11 protein-coding genes are annotated in these 21922 nt (G+C 46.3%); 10 read left to right on the top strand and 1 reads right to left on the bottom strand.

The window, feature by feature from the left end; all coding sequences use genetic code 11:
* The coding region (locus ACYPWY_RS02435) for a hypothetical protein (RefSeq protein WP_459683842.1) at positions 1-265 on the bottom strand (265 nt) is incomplete at its 3' end.
* Positions 266-1450: 1185 nt separating this feature from the next.
* Here ACYPWY_RS02435 and ACYPWY_RS02440 point away from each other — a divergent pair.
* The 10 genes from ACYPWY_RS02440 to ACYPWY_RS02485 all read left to right on the top strand — a co-directional run bounded on the left by ACYPWY_RS02440 (position 1451) and on the right by ACYPWY_RS02485 (position 21748).
* Positions 1451-3967, top strand: coding sequence for a fasciclin domain-containing protein (locus tag ACYPWY_RS02440; protein ID WP_459683843.1), 2517 nt, complete (start codon positions 1451-1453; stop codon positions 3965-3967).
* 38 nt (positions 3968-4005) lie between these two features.
* A complete protein-coding gene (locus ACYPWY_RS02445; protein WP_459683844.1) occupies positions 4006-7290 on the top strand; it encodes a SusC/RagA family TonB-linked outer membrane protein in 3285 nt (1094 codons plus the stop codon).
* Between the two features lie 28 nt (positions 7291-7318).
* Positions 7319-8899 carry a RagB/SusD family nutrient uptake outer membrane protein gene (locus tag ACYPWY_RS02450; protein WP_459683845.1) on the top strand — a complete coding sequence of 527 codons (1581 nt, stop codon included), beginning with the start codon at positions 7319-7321 and terminating at the stop codon, positions 8897-8899.
* Complete coding sequence (locus ACYPWY_RS02455; RefSeq protein WP_459683846.1) at positions 8883-10715, top strand: fasciclin domain-containing protein; 1833 nt, start codon at positions 8883-8885, stop codon at positions 10713-10715. The genes ACYPWY_RS02450 and ACYPWY_RS02455 overlap by 17 nt, the downstream gene beginning before the upstream one ends.
* A 44-nt stretch (positions 10716-10759) precedes the next feature.
* Entirely contained in the window at positions 10760-12475 is a 1716-nt protein-coding gene (locus ACYPWY_RS02460; protein ID WP_459683847.1) for a fasciclin domain-containing protein, read from the top strand.
* A 32-nt stretch (positions 12476-12507) separates the two neighbouring features.
* The gene (locus tag ACYPWY_RS02465) at positions 12508-15651 is read left to right on the top strand and encodes a SusC/RagA family TonB-linked outer membrane protein (RefSeq protein WP_459683848.1); all 3144 of its coding nucleotides are present in this window, start codon (positions 12508-12510) and stop codon (positions 15649-15651) included.
* An 18-nt stretch (positions 15652-15669) separates the two neighbouring features.
* The gene (locus tag ACYPWY_RS02470) at positions 15670-17427 is read left to right on the top strand and encodes a RagB/SusD family nutrient uptake outer membrane protein (protein WP_459683849.1); all 1758 of its coding nucleotides are present in this window, start codon (positions 15670-15672) and stop codon (positions 17425-17427) included.
* 27 nt (positions 17428-17454) lie between these two features.
* Positions 17455-17580 carry a hypothetical protein gene (locus ACYPWY_RS02475; protein ID WP_459683850.1) on the top strand — a complete coding sequence of 42 codons (126 nt, stop codon included), beginning with the start codon at positions 17455-17457 and terminating at the stop codon, positions 17578-17580.
* A gap of 122 nt (positions 17581-17702) precedes the next feature.
* Positions 17703-19319: a family 43 glycosylhydrolase gene (locus ACYPWY_RS02480; protein WP_459683851.1), complete on the top strand. Its 1617-nt coding sequence runs from the start codon at positions 17703-17705 to the stop codon at positions 19317-19319.
* A gap of 23 nt (positions 19320-19342) precedes the next feature.
* On the top strand, positions 19343-21748 hold the full coding sequence (locus ACYPWY_RS02485) for a beta-galactosidase (RefSeq protein WP_459683852.1): 2406 nt from the start codon (positions 19343-19345) through the stop codon (positions 21746-21748).
* Positions 21749-21922 lie beyond the last annotated feature (174 nt).

Here is a 21922-nt window from a genome sequence, read left to right on the forward strand (position 1 = left end):
AGCGGAAGCAGGCATAGCCAAAAAGCAGCAAAACCAGCGCCATCCAATGCTTGGATTCAAGGTCGCCAATCATCACTTTCTGTGCATGTTCCGAGCCGTCAATGTCGGTAGGCTTCGCCCGCAGCTCGGGCCGCGAGGTCAGTTCGGTAATATTTTGCGCCGCCACCTCGGAGGGGAGCGCATTCTCGGGCGGCTGTGCGAGGAATTCCTGCGCCTCAACCGTCAAACAGGCAAAAACTGCCAGTAATAGAAAAAGTTTCTTCATGTTAAGTGAGTTTTAATTAGTCTGAACTGTGATTTTAGTATGATTTTTATGATTTATATGATTTATATGATTCATCATCCCCGTTGTCATTGCACGACGCATTGTAGGGGCGTATCGAATACGCCCGATGCACGCACCGGCGCAATGCGCAAATGTTATATTATTGTATTGATTGGGATTGTCGTGTGCTGGGCGTATGCCATACGCCCCTACGGATGCAACCGATGAATGGCGCCCCGCAATGACAGAAAATGGACGAATTATAAATTTATTTGCGAAAATCCGCGCAATCCGCGAAATTAGCGTTCCACATGCGCCATATTTGTTAAAATACGCGCACGAAAACGCGCCTCCGATAAAAATCGGCGGTAACATATTTTCAGAAAATAAATCAGGTTGTTTGCGTGAAAAGAAAAAATTTATTATCTTACGCGCGAGGGTATGGGTCTCTCTCTCTCTCTCTCTCTCTCTCTCTCTAATAAAATAGCTGTAACTGCCAAATAATCAGGAGAAAATCTGGTGTTAAAAAATACATAATTGTTAGTGAAATCAGCCATTAAAATCCGGTTATAAACCTGTGCCAAGTTACAAAAAAATTGCCCTGCCTTGAGTAAAAATCCGCCAGCCTAATAGCGAAAGCATTCAAAGCAGTCGTCAAATGTAATGTGTTTTTATTACATAACAAGTGATTTTGTGAAAAAAAGTTGAAAATGCGATTGAAAAGGTAGGAATGTATAATTGTTGGTAAGAATTCACAGCTCAGCCCTGTGCGCAATCATCCTCACCCCCGGCCCCTCTCCATCTTGGAGAGGGGAGGGAGCGCTTTTCCGTGATTTTGTATTTAGTCCCGCATGGGACAGCGCTTTATTAACCGTATGCTTCAGCTTACGGCCTGACGGACAGCACGGTATCCTAAGCCCCGCATGGGGCGACACTTGATAGCGTGTCCAAGTGTCGTCCCTGCAGGACTAAGCTGCTTTGCGAAAATCTGCGTAATCTGCGTAATTTGCGTTCTCTGTGTGTCGGGCGAGCGAACCACGCCCCTGCGAATGGGCGCATACACACCTCAATTTTTAACGCGCTTTTTGCCGGAATGGGAAACGTATCCATATAGTCGGACTTTTTTACATGCAGCCTTATTAAACTATTTTTTTCCTTTGCTGCTGAAATTTAATATCATGTGTTATGACAAAAATGAACTATAATCTTTTATTAAGTCTTGTCTGTGTAGCATTCCTTTTTATTCAGTGTGATGATAATACGGAAAGAAACGCCTATTTTGAAAGACCCGAATGGCTGGAACCTCCCATATATGACGTGTTGGAGAAAGAAGGTCGCTTCGGACTTTACCTGCAATGTGTGGACAAGACCGAGTATGCGAATGTGCTGAAAGGCGCAGGTCTTTATACGGTTTTTGCGCCCAACGACGAGGCTTTTAGCTTGTGGATGCAGGAAAAATCGTATGCTTCCGTAGCCGATATTCCCGATGAGGAGGCCAAAGAAATTGTTGCCTATTCCATCGTTTACAGCCGATGGACTGCCGACCGGCTGGCCTACCGGTTTACGAACAACCAGTACGAACTCGGCGCATTCAAGCGGAAGACGGCTTATTATACGCTTCCCTATCAAGACCCCGAATTCGACAACAACTGGGTAGTGGACGAAACAAACCGAAGCTCGCTTTCTTATTCGGTAAACGATTATCAGCTGAATCTGACGCTTCAAAACTACAAATACCTGCCCATTTATACCGAAGAATATTTTAAGTCGTTCCCCACACCGCTGACAACAGCCGATTACAATACCTTTTATCCCCATGCTGTTTATAGCGGCAAAAATGTGCAGGATGGGACTATTCTCTCGGAAGATATGTATGCCGAGAACGGTATTATCCACGAGGTTTCCCGCGTGAACGAACCGCAGGAAAATATGGAAATTCTGCTGAAAGCGCCCCAATATTCGGCCTACAATTCGCTGCTGAATTACAAATCGGTTTTGGGAGAATACGTGTTCAAAAACTATTTGGACGTTGCCGAGCTATCGCCCAAATTGCTCGAAACGTATCAAAAAATGCTTCCTCATGCAGGCATTACCAAATTATACCTCAAAAGATTCCCCTCCGATATGGGACTATCGCCGGTGATGGAGAATATTTTTTCGGAAACGGGTGCAAACGATACCGAAAAATCGGGTAATACCCTGCTGGTTCCCGATAATAATGTGTTAATTAATTATATTAACACGCGCTTGTTGAAATATTACGGCAAAATAAGCGCCCTGCCTCAGGGAGTGCTTTATACCCTGATTAATACCCACATGGTGAAGGGCTTGATATGGCCAACCGTGTATGAAGAATCGTTCAACAGCGCCGGCGAATACCTCAATGGCGAAGGGCTTACCGGCAAAAAATTTAACGAAGCGGGCATATTGGACAAGCAACTGGCAAGCAACGGCTTCATCTACCGGATTAACCATGTAATAAAAAGCCGCTATTTTGAAACGGTATATTCCGAAATTTACCTCAATCCCGGGCGGATTCTGCTGAATCTGGCATACACCGAAACCTTGCGCGAAGAGCTGATGAAAAGCCCCTTGAACGGCTATGCCTCCGAACGGTGGACATTGCTGAATTTTTCAGACGGTTTGCTTCGGCAAGACGGCTTTGGCTACGATGATTTGAACAGAGCATTTACGCACTCCGAAAGTGGAGATGTAGGCAATGTAAATACCCGTTTGCAGCGCCTGATTAATACGCACATCTTCCCCGGACTGAAAAACGACGAGGTTGATTCGGAAATAACCGGTTTTTCTGCATCCCCTTTCACCGGAACAACCAACTACAACGGCTGGGGCTACCTGGTGAACTACAATGGCGAAATGATACGCTACAAGGATAATAAATTGCAGGCCGCAGGCAACATCGAAGACGGCACGTTTGTTACCGTTACAAAAGAAGAAGACGAATTCAACAACGGGTATGTATTCAATACCGATGGTTTGTTGCAATATTCGCCCCGCAACACCAAATCGGGCGCCGACAAGTACAAGGATTTACCCCTGTGGCAATACCTGGTGCGTGCAAGAACAGAAAATCCCAACGTGTCGGATTTTGTGAATTATGTAGAAAAATGCCTGAAAAAAATAGATTCGGACGAACTGGACGGGGTTAAGAGCGAACTCTTCTACACGGCGCTGATGCCTGCCAACTCGGCTATGGCCAATGCCCGAAGCACCGGTCATCTGCCTGCACTCGACAGGGTATCGGGCGATTATCCCGACGACTTGGCGAAGGCAACCATGTTTATCAATGCCCATTTTTTGCAGGGAACCGTATTTGCCGACGATGGACTGGAGTACCTCTATCCGGTGAATCCGATGTCGGTTAACGAAGCCTTGTCTTCTACTCTGCTGAAAATTACGAATGACAAGCTGAATTTAGTGAACAAGAGTACAGTAGTGAGAATCTCCAAATACAAGAGCGGCAGCATCTGGGTGTTGCGCTTCGAACCGCAAGATATTCGACAGGGAAATCTGGTCTTGGTGGATGGAACGGTTGGTAGCGGAGCGGTAGATTACATCAACGGTGTAAACCGTGGAAAAGTAAATGCAGCCGCTACGGACAATTTCCGCAGCAACCGCATTGCCGGTAAAGCCGTATTGCACGAAATAAGCAACTTTATCCGCTTCACAGTTGTGGAATGATAAATAACAAAAAACAGTAACACATAAATAGATACGACATGAAACGATATGTAAAAATGATATGCTTGTTGTTCGGTTTCTTGCTCTGTTCTTCTGCAACCGTGTTTGCACAGGAAAAGATTCTGGTTCGCGGAAAGGTGATTTCGGCGCAGGATAAAGAAGAACTTATAGGGGTTTCTATTGTAGAAATGAACAGGGAAAACCGCGTAACGGCAAGCGCCGTAACAAATCTTGACGGGAATTTCAGTATCAACATTTCCGACACGAAAAACAAACTGGTATTTACCTACATCGGCTTCAAGGTAAAAGAAATAGTTATCGGCGATAACAGAGATATCAAGGTGAGTATGTACGAAGATACGAAATTACTTGATGAGATAGTGGTAACCAGCGCCAACCGGCAAATAGGCAACATGCCCATATTGGAGAGGGATATTTCGATGGCTGTGGGACGGCTGAGCGCCGAAGATATTGCCGACTTGCATGTTACATCGGTCGATGAAGCCCTTCAGGGAAGGATTTCCGGCGTGGACATTGTGGCCAATGCAGGCGACCCGGGCAGCGGGATGTCTATCCGCATCCGCGGTACAACCTCGCTCACCGGAGACGATAACCCGCTTATCGTAGTGGACGGTATTCCGCTCGAAACGGAAATAGGCGCCGGTTTCGATTTCAGTACGGCATCGGAAGAAGATTTCTCCCAGTTGCTGAACATCGCCCCATCCGATATAAAAGAAATTGTGGTACTGAAAGATGCTGCCGCCAATGCCATCTGGGGTTCCAAGGCTGCGAATGGCGTACTGCAAATTACAACACAACGGGGTAGCATCTCGCCGCCCAAAGTTACCTTGCGAATTACAGGAACATACAAGCCTTTTGCACCCATGATTCCTACGCTGAACGGAGACGAATACACCACCATGGTACTCGAATCGCATCTAAATGCAGGTAGCATACTCGATCCGCTGAAATATCCACAATTTGCATACGACCCCAATAATCCCGAATATTATTACAATTATTCAGGCAATACCAACTGGGTGGACGCCGTTTCCCAGGACGGTTTTTCGCAGGAATACAACTTGTCGTTGCGAGGCGGAAGCGCCAAAACAAAATATGCCTTCTCGGCAGGATACTTGGACGATGTAGGAAATACCATCGAAACCTCTTTTCAACGCTTGAACACCCGGTTGAACCTGGACTATCAAGTGTCGGAGAAATTGCGGTTTTCGGCCGACATTGCCTATACCCATTCCGAAAAGCAGGGCAATTATGTGCCGGATAGCAACAGCGATGATGCCAATGTGCGCGGTCATGCTTACGGCAAAATGCCCAACCAAAGCATCTATTATCACGATGTATTCGGCGAATTAACACCGGCCTATTTTGTGCCGATAGATAATCCGCAAGGGACATACCCGAAGGTATATAACCCTGTGGCTATGGCAAAAGACGGTCTTAACAATATTACAAGCGAAACGATTATACCCAAACTCTCGTTGCAGTATCGTCCGAATGATATATGGCGTTATACTTTCGATGTCGGATTTCAGGCATCAACCAGCAAGCAGAAGAAATATCTTCCACAGTCGGCAACCGGATTGGTTTGGTCTGATAATCGTACCAACACGGCATCGGACAGCGATAACGAATCGTTTACCATACAAACGTTCAACAAATTGTATTACCAGCCACAATTTGCCGACGAAAATATACATCGTTTGGTGGGCTTGCTTGCCGTGGATACCTATGACAGAACCAGCTATTCCTACGCTGCCAATACCACCAACCTGGCCTCGCCTTCGTTGCAAGACCCATCCATTCCTTCGCGCATCTATCCTTCGGGGAGCATTTCGTCGGGCGCAAGCAAGCAACGCACCGTGTCGTCCGTTCTCAACCTGAATTATACCTTTTTGGACAGATATACTGTTTTTGGAAATATGAACTTGGAAGGGAACTCCCGCTTTGGCGAAAACTACCGTTTTGGTTTGTTCCCAGCTATATCGGGGCGTTACCGCATTTCGGGCGAACGCTTTTTGCGGAATGTTTCGTGGCTCAACGACTTCTCTTTCAGGGCTTCTTACGGAATGTCGGGAAAGGCGCCCAATAAAGACTATCTGTACTACAACAATTATCAAACCTATGCTTTCAACTACGCGGGTCAAAACTCCACCTATCCCGTAAAACTCGAGCTGAAAGACCTGCGTTGGGTACACAGCTATACCACCAATTTCGGATTCAACCTTGTTGCTTTCGATCACAAACTGAATATCGAGGGTGAATATTACATCCGAACTGTGGACGACCAATTCATGGATAATATTTCTATCCCTACCTCTTCGGGATTTTCATCAATGACCATGAACTACGGTACGGTGAAAAATTCGGGTTGGGAACTGAATGTCAATTACACGCCAATAAAAACCAAAGATTGGAATGTGAATCTTGCCTTCAACATAGCGCGCTCGGAAAACAAGGTAACAAAAATATCCGAATTTGTTTCGCTATACAGTGGCGTTTGGAACAAAAACGGCGACTACCTCACCCGCACGGTACTCAACCAGCCGACAGGGTCGTTTTACGGATACCTCTACGATGGCGTTTACCTGAACGAAGCGCAAACCATTGCGCGGGACGGACAGGGTCAGGTGATTCAAACCACCGACGACAAGGGTAACGTTGTGCCTGTGTATATGAATTTTGGTTACGGTTCCTCCGTTCAATACAAATTCAAACCCGGCGATGCCCGCTATAAGGATTTAAACCACGACGGTAACATCAATTACCAGGACATTGTGTGGTTGGGAGATATTAACCCCTTGTTCTTTGGCGGATTGACTCCTTCTGTCAAGTGGAAACAATTATCGCTGAATACGGTGTTCTTCTTTCGGTACGGGAACAACGTTATCAATATGACACGCATGAATCTGGAAAGCATGTACGGTTTTGGTAATCAAAGTAAAGCCGTACTAAAACGCTGGCGTCATCCGTACGACACCGAAAGCGAAGCGCCTGCCGACCTTCTGCCGCGAGCCTTATACGGTTCGGGATACAATTGGCTGGCATCCGACCGCTTTGTAGAAGACGGTTCGTTTGTGCGGTGGAAATCTATAACCTTCCGCTACAATTTCAAACGGAAACAAATTGAGCAACTTGGCCTGTCCGACCTCTACTTTTATTGCACGGTCAATAACCTGCATGTGTGGACAAACTATACCGGACAAGACCCCGAGGTTAAAATGAGCGGCTCGAATGGCGGGCGGGATTTTTCAAAAGCGCCTGTGCCACGTACTTATACCTTTGGCATCAATCTGTCATTCTGATTTAGTAACAAAATAAAATAGTATAAATATGAAACAAATTATTCATATACTTGTATGTATCCTGCTGGTGTCAGGAGCATCGTCCTGCACCGATTGGCTGGGGCTGGAACCCGAAGATGGCGTTATCCGTGAAAAATTCTGGAAAACCAAAGAAGAAGCCCAATCGGCGCTGATGGGTTGTTATGCCTCGATGATGGAAGATGACGTGATGTTGCGTTACTTCATCTGGGGCGAAATGCGCGCCGAATTTGTTGCGCCTTCTTCCCGTGCCAGTGCAACCATTATTGCTATCCGCGATGGCGAAATTGTTTCGACCAACGAATATGCCGAGTGGGAGTATTTCTATAAAACAATTAATCAGTGCAATACGGTGATTGAACTGGCTCCTTTGGCCAAAGAAAAAGACGTATCATTTTCTCAGAATCTGCTGAATCAATATACCGCCGAAGCCGTATGTATTCGCAGTTTGGCCTATTTCTACCTCTTGCGCACTTTTCGCGATGTGCCCTACGTGGTGAAAGCCAGTATCTACGACGATCAGGACTACAGTCGGCCTAAAATGCCGCAAGCCGAAATCCTCGGCCATCTTGTCGCCGATTTGCTTTCGGTAGAAGAGTACCTGCCGTTCACGTATAGCGATAACATCTCCAGCAAAGGACGTTTCACGCGCTGGGGATTGAAGGCGCTGCTGGCTGACATTTACCTCTGGAAAGGCGATTATGCTGCTTGCCGCGATTTGTGTACGCAAATCATCGATTCGGAGCAATTCTCGCTTATTCCTGTCAAACGGGACGAATCCTCGGCCATGAACATCAATGGGGAAATCGTTCCTGTTTATTTTGCCGACAAAAACGACATTTCTGTCTTGTTCGACAAAATGTATGTGCAAGGCAACAGCGTGGAAAGCATTTTTGAATTGCAGTTTGGCGCCGACAAAGGAAATCCGTTTGTTAAGTGGCACAAACCCGTATCGGGACTTTTGGTCGCTAAAACTTCCGAAATCAACACCTTCTTCCCCAGGTCTTCATTAGACAGGGAATACTACGATATTCGCCCCGAATTTGCATGGAAGCAAGAATCGGTGTGGAAATGGATTGGATTGTCGGCAACCGGAGCCACGTTCCGCGCCGATAACGCCTCTTTCAGCAACTGGATTTTTTACCGCCTGGCCGATATTATCCTGATGAAAGCCGAAGCGCTTACGCAACTGGCCATGGCCGACAACAACAATCAGGCTCAACTGGAGGAAGCCTTGGACTTGGTTCAACGGGTACGCACCCGGGCAAATGCCACCGAAGCGAGCGATTTGGAAAAACTGGCGGGAGAAGATATTGACAGCAAAAGCATGGAGGAATTTATCTTGCACGAACGGGCGAGGGAACTGGCTTTTGAAGGCAAACGCTGGTTCGATGTGTTGCGCCATGTCGAAAGAGACAATTACCGGAATTTACCCTATTTAATACAGTTGGCCATTCGCAGCACACAGCCCGAAAAAGTGTCTATCCTGCAAAACAAATGGGAAAACCACCCGGGAAGCCATTATATGCCCATTTATGAGGCGGAAATATCAATGAATAAAAATCTGGAACAAAATGAATATTATAAATAATGCCATGAAAAAGATGATGACCAAAAAAACAGTTTCCCGTTTCCGCATGGCTATAGCGGCGCTGGTAATGGGAATTATTCCCCTCCTTTCCTCGTGCGAAAAAGAAATGGAAGGACAGGAATACCGTGTGTATGACGATAAAATGCTCGACGAAATTATGCAAGAGCAGCAAATGACGCAATTTTTATCCATTGTGGATAAAGCCAATTTCAGGGGAACTATACATGCTTACGGGGTTTACACCTTGTTTGCCCCCACCAACGAGGCTGTTGATCTCTACCTTCAGGCAAATGGAAAAAGCAGCGTCAACGACCTGACGGAAGAGGAAGCTGCCAACATTGTCCGCTACCATTTGGTGGGGAACGATTCCATTGCGATTGCCGACTTTGTGGATGGCCGGTTGCGCAGCCGCAATTTTATGAAAAAATACCTGACAACCAAAGCCCTGCCCGACGGTTCTATCTGGGTGGACAGGTCGGCTATTATTGTTACAAAAGCCTTGTGCGGCGCTACCGAACTGAAAGGAGTCAACGGGCATCTGCATATCATCAATGCCGTGCTAACGCCTCCTCAGTATAGCGTTACCGATATGGTGCGCGCTTTGCCCGATGCCGATTATTCGCTGATGAAAGGCTTCTTTGAAAGATCGGGGCTGGCCGATTCGTTGAAAATAGAATCCGACAGTATTTGGTACACTTTCTTTGTGCAGGATAATCAGGCATTTATTGATGCCGGTATTACCTCCGAAGAGAATCTGCTGGTGCAACTGCACGAAAATCAGAAAAATTCGACCAAAACCGATGGCGAACTTATCCGCGACTATATAGGCTATCATGCCATACAAAACATTATGCCGAAATATGCAGTCGATTTATTATATGCCTCGGCTTTGCAAACGCTCACACCCGAAAAGAAACCCATCCTTTTTGAACGCGATGGCGACAGAATATGGCTAGACCGCTTGATTGTAGGACAGATTAACGAACCCGGGGTGGCCTTAGACCGCCAAAGCGATTACACCGACCGTAGTTGCTCCAACGGCGTAGTGCACAGGATTGCAGGGAACATACAGGTGAAGGAACGAACCGCCTACCGTGTTTACTGGGATATTGCCGAACAACCCGAAATTATGGCTTTGTCCACTTTCCGCAAGCCGGGCGCCAACAAAACATACAATCCGGGCGAATTGTCCGAAGTTACTTGGGGAGGAACATACATAGCCACCATTAGGTACGAATGCGGCTCTATGCCTATGACCGAAGCCGCGTTTAATGGTAAAGATCAATATGTTTACCGCGACTACCTGCGCTTTAACTTACATCCCAACACGATGAAGTGGGTTGAGTTTAAATGCCCTGTACTGATGCCCGGTGAATACAAAGTGTGGCTATGCTACCGGAGAGAATTGAACCTGAAAATAAAAACCATTTTCAAGCAAGAGGGCAAGCTCGACCAGGTGATGCCATATATTTTCAATATGAACGAATATATGCCGGGCGGAACAGCAGAAGCGCAGGAATTGCTTGGATGGAAACAATACTCGGCAAAAAAATACGATTCCGTGGTTTGCAGCCACCTACTTGGAACTATTCAGGTGGAATTTGAAGGAAGGCATACCTTGCGCTTGGAGCCTATTGCTTCCAACGCACAAGGCCAACTTGGCAACTGGGATTTGATTCAATTCATCCCGAAAGACGAAAACCAAGTATATCCACGGGTAGATATGAGAGGCGAGTGGATAGATGAGGGCGCTCCTACTTGGGCGATATGGCCCTACGGCAATCCTCCGGCAGAACCCGAACCGATAGTAGAGTGAACAATTGCATCGTTATTTTGAATGATTAAAAATTAATATGCTATATGAAACAAAAATTAATAATACCGAAAATACTCGCCCTGGCAGCTATGCTTTGCTTGTTTGCCTGCGATGCATGGAAAGATGATATGCAGTTGAACAACAGCAATCTGGATAAAAATCTGAACGAACTTATTGTTGAAAATCCCGATATTTCTGTTTTCGCTCAGGCATTGCGGCTGACGGGTTACGATAAATTGCTCCGCGAAGAACAGTCGCTCACCGTTTTTGCACCCGGCAACGAAGCCTTGCAACAACTGGATTTGTCGGACCTGGAAACGCTGAAAGAATGGATGAAAGGCTACATCGCCTACCTGTCGTATTACACCGATGCCTCCGGCAACTTCACGCTTAGCGGCGAACCGGTTAGTCAGGTCGAAATGCTGAACGGAAAAAGCCTGTCGGTTTATCCGTCCTTGGCGCTGAGATCCAATCTGGTTTGTGGCAATGGCGTATTGCACATCATCAACAGCACGCTCGACAACCGGAAAAATATTTGGGAGTACTTGCAGGAACAGCAGGGATACGAACAAATTCAATTTATTCAATCGCTCGAAGAACAGGTAATGGATAAGGACAAAAGCCTGCAAATTGGTGTGGATATGAATGGTCGCCCTGTTTACGATACCATCTGGACAACGCGCAATACCTTTCTGGAAGCCTGTCCTCTGGGAGACGAAAGACAGTCGTTTACGGTTGTTTTGCTGGAACAAAATACCTTTGACGCACTGAAAACAAAATACGCCAAATATATGCGTCAACGCGATACCAACGCGCAAAACAAAGAAATTGTGCGCCAGCTGGCTGCCGACCTGACGCTGAAAAATACGCTTATCAACAATGCCGGACGCTATCCTTCGCTTGGCGATGTGTTGGTGGATATAGACCCTGCCAATATAACGGAAAGCTATACCGCCTCCAACGGCACGGTTTACAAGCTCAGCGCTGCCGACATCAAGATTTACGAAAACAAAATCAAGACGCAAATTATCGAGGGCGAGGATTATACCGACCGCTGGGATGGCCAGAATGCCTGGACGGTACGTTACCGCTCGTGGGCCAGCGGAGGTAAAGACGTCATGCTGAAAGGACGAACAAGGCAAACATTTGAATGGGATGTGTATTATGCCGAAAAAGACTCAACCGCACATAAATCGTCGAGCAAAACATTTATATATACGGGCGAAACCTATGTGCAGAGCAATTCTACCAATGCTTACATCCAATACAACCCCATCATGTATTCGTGCGATTACGAGATATATTGGCTGACTTACGACGACGTGAGCAGTCATTACTTCGCCATCCCCGATTCAACCCGCACCATTCCGATGACCTTGCTGCAGAAGCTGCTAATCAGTTTCCCGGGCGAACCTGCTTTAAGGCGTAATGCCGATGGCGGTAAAATAGAGAATCATTTTTCGCCCTATTCTGCTATGGCAAGCGCGGCAACTGCCGGCGTCAGGCAAGAAACGCAATTGCTGCGCTACCGGCTGAATGCCGACAATAATACGGCAGGGAACTCGAACGAAAAGCTGTATCTGCTCGATATTGTGTCGGACGGAACGGATGCTTTCGGGAACGGTGGCACATTGAAATGTTCGGCCTACGGCGCCGCTACATTCTTTGTAGCCAATACCGTGCAGGCGACCAACGCCGATGCCGGATTGATATTCCTCGATTACATACGGCTGGCGCCAAAAGTTGATTTGAACGACTAAACGAAAAAATAATCATGTTAAAATTAGAGCTGATGAAACGAAGAAAAATATATAGTTGCTGCGGGTTATTGTTGTTGTGCGGGCTTTTCCCTGCACTGTCCGCCTATTCGCAACAACCGGTAAAATCCGATACGATAAGGGGCACGGTGCGCAATGCCGCTACGGGGAAACCACTTGCGGGTATTAATATCAGTGTGCAAGGTATTTCGTCTGCCATCACCGAAGAAGACGGAACCTATGCTATCTATGTTCCAAGCACGCATCTTATCCTCGAAGTGAGCGGTTTTGGCTATACTGCCCGCGACATTTCGGCGCGTGGACGTGGCCAAATCGACATCTCTTTGTACGAAAAAGAATATAAGGGTGCGCGTAAGGAAGTTTATACGGCAACAGGAGAATATGCCTCTACACGCTTGGCCAACGACCTGGAAGTCGTCCGTGAAAACAACGACCTGAGCGTTGCTGTTACACCCGATGTGCTGATGCAAGGCTATGCCAGCGGCGTGAATACGGCTTTCCGTTCGGGGATGCCGGGCAGTGGCGCCAACATCTATCTGCGGGGCTTCAACACCCTGAATGCGGGCAACACACCGCTTTTCATTATTGATGGCTTGCCTTTCGAGAACACAGCCTACGCTTCGTCGTTGATAGGCAACTATCAGGCAAATCCATTGGCTTCCATCGACATCAAGGACATCGAAAGTATTACCGTGATGAAAGACGGTTTGTCGATATATGGACTGAAGGGCGCCAATGGCGCGATACTTATCAAAACGCTGAATCCGAAAGACCCGGAAACAAAAATCAACGCACACATTCATACGGGCATCTCGTTGCAACCCGACAAACTGCCGGTATTGAATGCCGCCCAGCATCGTAATTTGTTGGCAGATGTAATACAAAGCCAAACCTCAGACCCGCTGGTTGTGGAAAATCTACCGTTTTTCGACAGCCGCGTGCCGGTGATAGAAAACTGGGGAATAGAAGGCAATAAAGATTACTACCGCTATAACCACAATACCGATTGGCAAAAGCAAGTTTACGACAGCAAGTGGAATCAGGATTATTACCTGAATGTTTCGGGGGGAGACGCCGTAGCTCAATACATGCTTTCGATTGGCTTTCTCGACCAGGCGGGTACATTAAAGAATACCCATTTTCAACGGTTTAATACCCGCTTCAATTCATCTATAAGATTATCGAAGACGGTCAATTTTTCATCGAACATGAGCTTTGTTTACGGCACGAAGAATTTGGCCAACGAAGGCGCCGACAGCCGCAAAAACCCGATTTTTGCAGCCTTGCTGAAATCGCCGTTTACCACTTCCCATGTGTATAACGAGGAAGGAAAACTTTCGCCCAACGAAGAACCTGCCGATATTTTCGGCAACAGCAACCCGTATGTACTGACCGAAAACGTGTCGATGGTGAACATCAATTACCGCTTTATGGGTTCGTTTGAGTTGGCTTGGAATATCAGCAAACACTTGTCGGTAGCCAACATGCTGGGTTTGAACTTTAACAAGGAACGCGAGAAAATCTTTTATCCGAGTACCGGTATTTATTTCGACCCCATCAACGATGTGCTCATTAGCAACGAATCGCAACACCGTGTTGACCGCTTGTTTTCGCTCTACAACGACCTCCATGCCGATTATAAAACGCAAATTACACCCGGTCAGCGCCTGAATGTGCGTGCCGGATTCCGGTACCAGAGCAATGAAGCGGAAAACGATTTTGGCGAAGGCTACAACTCCAGTTCCGACAATTTCAAATCCATTCAATACGGTCAGACGCTATTGCGGCAAATCGGAGGAAGTATCGGCTCGTGGAATTGGCTGTCGGCTTATGCCGTTGCCGATTATTCGTTGATGAATAAATATTTTGTCAATGCATCCTTAGCTTCCGATGCTACTTCGCGTTCGGGTGAGGATGCTTCTACGTTCTTCACTTATCCCTCTGTTGCGGCAGCCTGGCTCATAAGCGGCGAGGAGTTTATGCAAAATTCGGTCATCGACCTCCTGAAACTTCGCTTGAGCTATGGTTTGTCGGGCAACGACGACATCGGCAATTACAACGCCTTGAGGTATTACCGCACACAAAACATGCTGGGCGCTTATGGCATTGTGCGAGGCAATCTGGTTAATACCTCCCTGAAACCCGAAACGGTGAAACGCCTCAATGCGGGCCTGGATGTTTCTGCTTTGGATGAACGGCTGAATCTGAGCCTGAACGTTTATCGCAATACCACGAAAGATATGATTTTGCTGGGTCTGCCGGAACGCATGACCGGTTTTGGCGACTACCTGAGCAATGCCGGTTCGATGCAAAATACCGGATTCGATTTCAGCTTAAATGCCCGCATCCTGAACAAGGATTTGAAATGGGATTTGGGCTTGATTGTTTCCAAATACAAAAACAAAGCGCTGGATTTGAAGGGTGAAACCTATTCGACAGAGGTATTGGGCGCCGTAGTGCAAACAAAAGAAGGCCAAGCTCTCGGACAGTTCTACGGTTATAAAACCAACGGCGTTTACGCTACACAAGCGGAAGCCAACGCCCATCCCTTGTACATGATGCAAGGCCTTGTTCCGGTGCAGTTCCAGGCCGGCGATGTGCGGTTTGTCAATCAAAATACCGACAACCTGATTAATGAAGACGACAAGGTGGTCATCGGCGATCCCAATCCCGATGTTTTCGGTTCCATTTCCAATACTTTCCGCTACAAGCAATGGACGTTGAACGCATTGGCGGTTTATTCGCTGGGCAATGACGTGTATAACTATACCCGTTCGCAACTGGAGAATCTTTCGACTTTCAACAATCAGTCGAGAGTTGTTTTGAATCGCTGGCGTTATGAGGGAGATGTTACGGGCGTTCCCCGGGCAGTTTATGGCGACCCGGTGGGCAATTCCCGCTTTTCCGACCGCTGGATAGAGGACGGTTCGTATATCCGCCTGAAATCGGCGCTTTTGTCGTATGACCTGAACCTGAAATACAAACTGATTCAGAATTGCACCCTCTTCCTCACAGGCGAAAACCTGCTGACATTGACCCGCTACAAAGGCCTGGACCCCGAATTTGCACTGGGGCAGAATCCTTTATACCAAGGTGTTGATGCTTGTGTTGTTGCTCAACCACGTACCGTTTCAGTTGGAATTAAATTATCATTATAAGCGAAAAAAATTAGAATTATGAAAAATATTTTGAACAACATAAAGGCGGCAGGATTAGGACTGATCCTGATATTATCGGGTATCTCGTTGCCGTCCTGTGTAGATACCATTCCCGAAGAGGTGTTGGATTACGGGGATTTTTATACCAACCTGAATGATGCCGATGCCGCCATACTGGGCTTGTACGGACAATTTATGGATTTGTCGGCCCAAATAGTTGTGCTGAACGAGTTACGCGCCGACCTGATGGATGTAACGCCTAACGCTACCACCGATTTGCAGGAAATCAACCTGAACCGTCCTTCGCGAAACAATCCCTGGTCGGATGTTACCAAATTCTACAGCGTTATTCAATCCTGCAACGATATTCTGGACAATTACAACAAGATGCTGGCGGGAAAAACAATGACGCAGGACGAATACAACGAGCGTTATTCCGATGTAGCGGCTTTGCGTACTTATGTGTATCTGCAATTGGGCATTCATTTTGGTAAGGCGCCTTACATCACCGGCCCCATTGTTTCGCCCGACAATTTGCAACAGTATAAAGGCAAAGAATTGGACTTGGGCGTTTTAATTGATTCGCTGATTGTCGGCATGGAAGAACTTCCGACATTGGAGGATTATCAGGCATCCAAACTGGTGCAAAGTTCGCTCGACGGTTATTCGTTGAAACCGTTCTTCGTCAACAAGAGATGCTTGCTGGGCGACTTGTATCTGTTTGCCGACAGATACGACGAGGCAGCTACGGTTTACCGGAAAGTATTGGCCACAAGCGAAGAGTCGTCTAATACAAAATACCGCTTGTATGTCTATAATTCGGCTGGAAGTTCCAATTTCCAGATATTGTATGCGCGCGGAAAAGAAGATGATGCCGGTTCGCTCGAAAACATGTGGGTAACGATGTTTACCGCCACCACTACCGACGGCAATAAACTGAACGAAATGATATGGTTTTGCGCTTACGACAGCAAATTTGCACCCAGCTATCCTTTCATCGAATTGTTCAACTCCAACGAGAATAGAGGCAAATATTACCTGAAACCATCGGATTATGCCGTAGAATCGGTGTGGGGTGGCGAGGAACAGGTAAATGGCTATCCTTTCGATGCACGCGGATATACCGGCGCTTACACGCAACAAGGAAATAACTACTACATCCAGAAGTATTCGCTTTTCCCAACCGGAGGCAATGGCGTAATAGGCAACTGGTTCCTATATCGTGCGGCGATGCTGCATCTGAGGTATGCCGAAGCGGCCAATCGCGCCGGTTATCCCTTGTTGGCATGGGCGCTGGTAAATAACGGCTTGCAGAATAATTTTAAATTTACGAGAGCAGACGGCAGCAGCTATCCCAACGATTCGATAAAAGTTACCGGCTATTCTCCAAGCGAACCTTATCCGGCGCCCTATTATTTTGATGCAAGACAGTCCGATGCTCCCCGACCGTTTATCCGCGCTCCCTGGCGGAGTAATGGAGGCGTGCGCGGACGAGCCAATCTGCCGAATGTGGATTTCCCGGCCTCTTGTGTCCTTAAAGAGGATTCTATTCATTTCGTCGAAAAACTCATTGCGCACGAAGCCGCTCTGGAATTAGGCTTTGAAGGACATCGCTGGGCCGATTTGATTCGCATTGCCCGCCGGTTGAACAAAGAAAACCCGGGTTCGGGCAACCGCTTTTTGTGGGACGAAAATATTGCCAAAAAATACCAGCAATCCGGCGGAGGCGCCGATTTGAGTTCGGAAGATAAATGGTATTTGCCGCTGTATAAATAAAAGCGGCTTTTGTAACAGGGCAAACGTATGAGAAATTTTAGAACCACTGTTACGGATGAGATTCCTCCCTTTGGTCGGAATGACGGTCTCCTTTTTGAGACAGCCCCAACAGACTTTAGAGACAACCCTGCCTTTCAATTATACGCCGGCTGAAACTTTGAGCCTGATTATGGAGCAGTATCGTTGTTTTTTACATGTATAACGATGTTTCTTACATTTTTATATCATTCAGAACAATTACTTTTGTATTCTCAAGCTCTCTTAAATAACGTATCATGAAAATTCAAAAAACTTATTTTCCTGCTTTTTTTGTAATGCTGCTGGTTTGCTTCCTCTTTTGCCATACGGAAGCTGTAATGGCTCAGTATTTTAATATAAAGAATGACGCGTTTTGGGATACGCAAGACGGTCAGCCGATTTATAGTCAGGGTGGGGGCATTTTTAGCTTTACCGATCCGAAAACCGGCATTGAAAAGTATTACTGGTATGGCGTCCGGTATCGGGAGGCGGAGTTGTATCGCAACGACCCGTCGGTAACTCAAGCCAAAGATAATTTTGTTTCGGTTACTTGCTACACCTCAACCGATTTGGTAAACTGGAAATTTGAGGGCGATGCCTTGACGCGCGCCGAGCTTGACAAGCATTACGACAATACACGATGGGCCGGACGTTTAGGGGTGGCTTATATCAAGGCAATAAGTAAATATGCCCTGTTCGTACAGCACGATAAAGAGGTATTAGTCGCTGTCTCCGACAATCCGGCAGGGCCATTTACCTGGCATCAGCGGATAAATATGAAAGAGATGATAGGCACCACCAATACGGGAGACCAAACTGTATTTACGGATGAGGATACGGGCTTATCTTACCTCGTATATTCCTATGGTCAAGGGCGGAATAAAATTTACGTGTCGGAAATAGGCGTCAAGGATGGAATGGTCGGTTTATTAGACTGTACACAGATTTTCAGAGGCGAAAGCCGCGAAGGGAATTGCATGTTCAAGTACAAGGGTAAATACTATATGTTTGCATCCAATATCTATGGCTGGGATTCGTCTTATGCCTACTATTTGGTGGCCGATAATGTCAGGGGGCCGTATTTGCCGGCAAATGATATGCTCATAACGCCGGGCAGTATGGATGATTATGCCCATGTATCTCAAACCGGATTTTTCGTTAAAGCAAAGGGCAGTAAACACGAAACCGTTATTTTTTGTGGCGACCGCTGGGCCGATTTTGCAGGGAACGGTCTGGGCTACAACCAATGGTGCCCGCTTTCGTTCGATGGCGAAACACCGTATTTCAATTCATTAAATTCGTGGAATCTGAATGCCGCCACAGGTGAATGGGAAGTTGCCAATGATAACAATTATGTTAAAAACGGCAGTTTTGAAGCCGACAGGAGGCATATCCCCAGCAATGACAAGCCCATACAAGAACAACTGCTGGGCTGGGTTACAAAGGTGTACGAAGGAAATGCCGTTGTTATCGGCTCGTCATCATCTCCTGTTCTCAATTATTTTAATACGCAGGAAGACCGGAAATTTGTAGTCGGAGAAAAAAGCCTCCATATCAGCGATAAAATCAATTTCAAAAGAAGGGTGTATCAAATCGTAGAATCTACTCCACACGTAAATTTAGAGGATGGCGTTTACACTTTGTCTGCAAAAATTAAAAACAGCAAAGGCTTCGATAAATTGGAAATGTATGCCGAAAGCGGCGGAAAAATAAACACCTTAAAAATTACGGCAGAAAATCCGTCATGGAGCGCTATCAACCTGAAAGAAGTACCGGTAAAAAACGGAAAAATAGAAATCGGCTTCCTGGCAAATGGAATAGCCGGAGCGAATTGCCAGATTGACGATGTGTCTTTAGTAAAAATCCGCCGATAGTAATAAACCTAAGAAAATAAATCATGAAACAAGCATTTATCCTTATTGTATCGCTGTTTGTCGTACAAATTGCTTTTGCACAAACCGGATATTCGATAACGATTCCCGAAAAAACCAAGACAATAACAAGCGGCCATTTAAACCTGGGAGGCGTCAATCCCTCGGGGAGCAAGGTGGCATTCAACAGTTATTACATGACCATGAGCGAAAAGCCATTCATCCCCATTATGGGCGAAATCCACTATTCGCGCCTGCCTCATCAGTATTGGGAAGAACAAATATTGAAGATGAAAGCCGGAGGAATTAATATCATTGGCGCCTATGTATTCTGGAATATTCACGAAACGGAAGAAGGTGTTTTTGATTGGTCGGGCGATAAAAACCTGCGTCAATTTATCGAACTCTGCCGGAAACATGACATGCTCACGCTGGTTCGGATAGGCCCTTTTTGTCATGGAGAAATCAGAAATGGCGGAATGCCCGACTGGCTTTACGGGCGTCCGTTCGATGTTCGTTCCAATGACGAAGGTTATCTGTTTTATGTCAAACGCTTGTATCACCATATCGCCCGGCAGTTGCAAGGCTTATATTACAAAGATGGAGGAAATATCATAGGTATTCAGCTGGAAAACGAATTGCAGCATTCCTCAGCTCCCTGGGCTTTTTCTTATCAGGGACAACGGAACGAATACACGGTTGCCAATTATGATGCTGTAATTAACCGAGTAGGAGTTAGCGTGCAAACCCAGAAAATTGCATACGCCGGTTTAGGAACAGCCCATCTGGATACATTGAAGCGAATAGCCCTGAATGAAGGGATGATTGTCCCTCTTTATACGGTAACAGGCTGGGGTATGGCCGCTATATTGGAAAAAGAAACCATTCCGGTAACAGCAGCCTATCCGTATCCGTTTTGGGCGGAGCCATCCATGTCGCCTTTTTTCTTGTTTAAAGATATTCAACGGAATCCCGATTATGCGCCGGTACGTTACGATGGGGATAAATATCCGTCTTTTTGTGCGGAAATGGGGGTGGGCATTCAAATCACTTATGCACGCCGTCCCCGTGTTGTTGCCGAAGCCTCCGAAGCCCTGATGCTGCGAACATTAGGCTCGGGAGCAAATGGCATTGGCTACTATATGTATCATGGCGGATTGACCCCTCAACGTAAAGGAGGCGGATTTTTTAGCGACGAACCAATGGGCGTGCCCAAAATTTCGTACGATTTCCAAGCTCCAATTGGCGAATACGGAAAAACAAGGGATTCGTATAACTATCTGCGGATTATTCATTTATTCTCCAAAAACTTTGGCGATAAGCTCGCTCCTATGGGGGTTGTTCTGCCCGAAAAAAATGAGGCCATCAGACCCGAAGATAAAGAAAGCTTGCGCTATGCTGTTCGTTCCGATGGCACATCCGGTTTTGTGTTTCTAAACAATTTTCAAGATCATGACGAAAGAATAGATCAATCTGTCGAGGGATTGGATGTTAAACTGGCAAGCGAAACAGTTCGCTTTCCAGCCTTCGTTTTAAAGAAGGGCGTAAGCGCTATTCTTCCGTTCAACCTGCCAATAGGCAATGCGTTGTTGAAGTATGCCACCGTACAGCCTCTGGCTATTGTGCAGACAGACGGCAAGCCTCATTATTTCTTCTATGCGCACGATGGTATTAATCCTGGGTATGCATTCGATAAATCATCGGTAAAAAAAGTATCACTAAAGAAATCGGAAAAGGAAGGGAAACTATATATCACTCCGGTTGTTGGGTTCGCCGGTTCGTTTACCGTAACGGATACAAATGGGCAGGAGATTATAATAACGACCCTCAGCCGCGAACAGGCCTTGAATTTCAACCAAATGCAAAATGGCTTTTGTATAACCGCTGCCACTTTGATACAAAACAACGCTCAAATTCAACTGCAAAGCCGGTCGAATAAATTCGGGATAACGCTTCCGGCAACGGCTAAACCCGATTTCGGTAAATATAGGGTTGTAAGCAAAAAAACAGGCTTGTTTACCGTTTATGAACTGGAAGTACCGGCTGTAAATATCGAATTTGAGCGAAAAGAGCTGAATGCCCAGCGCCATACATTTAAAATGGATAAGAGCCAATTTACAGAAAGCCTGAGCGACATTATTCTGGACATTGATTATGTGGGTGATAATGCCGTAGCGTTTATAGATGGACGAATGATAAATGATAACCTGTACTATGGCAATCATTGGCAGATAGGGCTGAAACAATACGCCGCCGAATTAAGCGCGAAAGGCATGTATTTCTACTTCCGACCGATGTATAAAGATGCTTCTTATCTGATTGATTTTGAAAAAGAAAAAATCCCTGTCTTTGACGGAGAAACGGTCTGTAAGGTAAATGGAATGAATATTATTCCCGAATATAAAATAGATTTTACCTGGGCTCACCAATAACCCCCCGTGTTCAGGCAAATCTAAACAGAAAGATTTTTTTCGCCCCCTACGCTCCTCACAATGACGGTATATTAGATGTTGAAGAGGCTGTGTCAAAAGTCTGTCATCCCGTGCTTGACACGGGATCTCCTGAGTAAACGTGCAATGATTGTCAGGAGATTGGCTAAGGCCGAT

This window comes from Viscerimonas tarda (assembly GCF_054601255.1).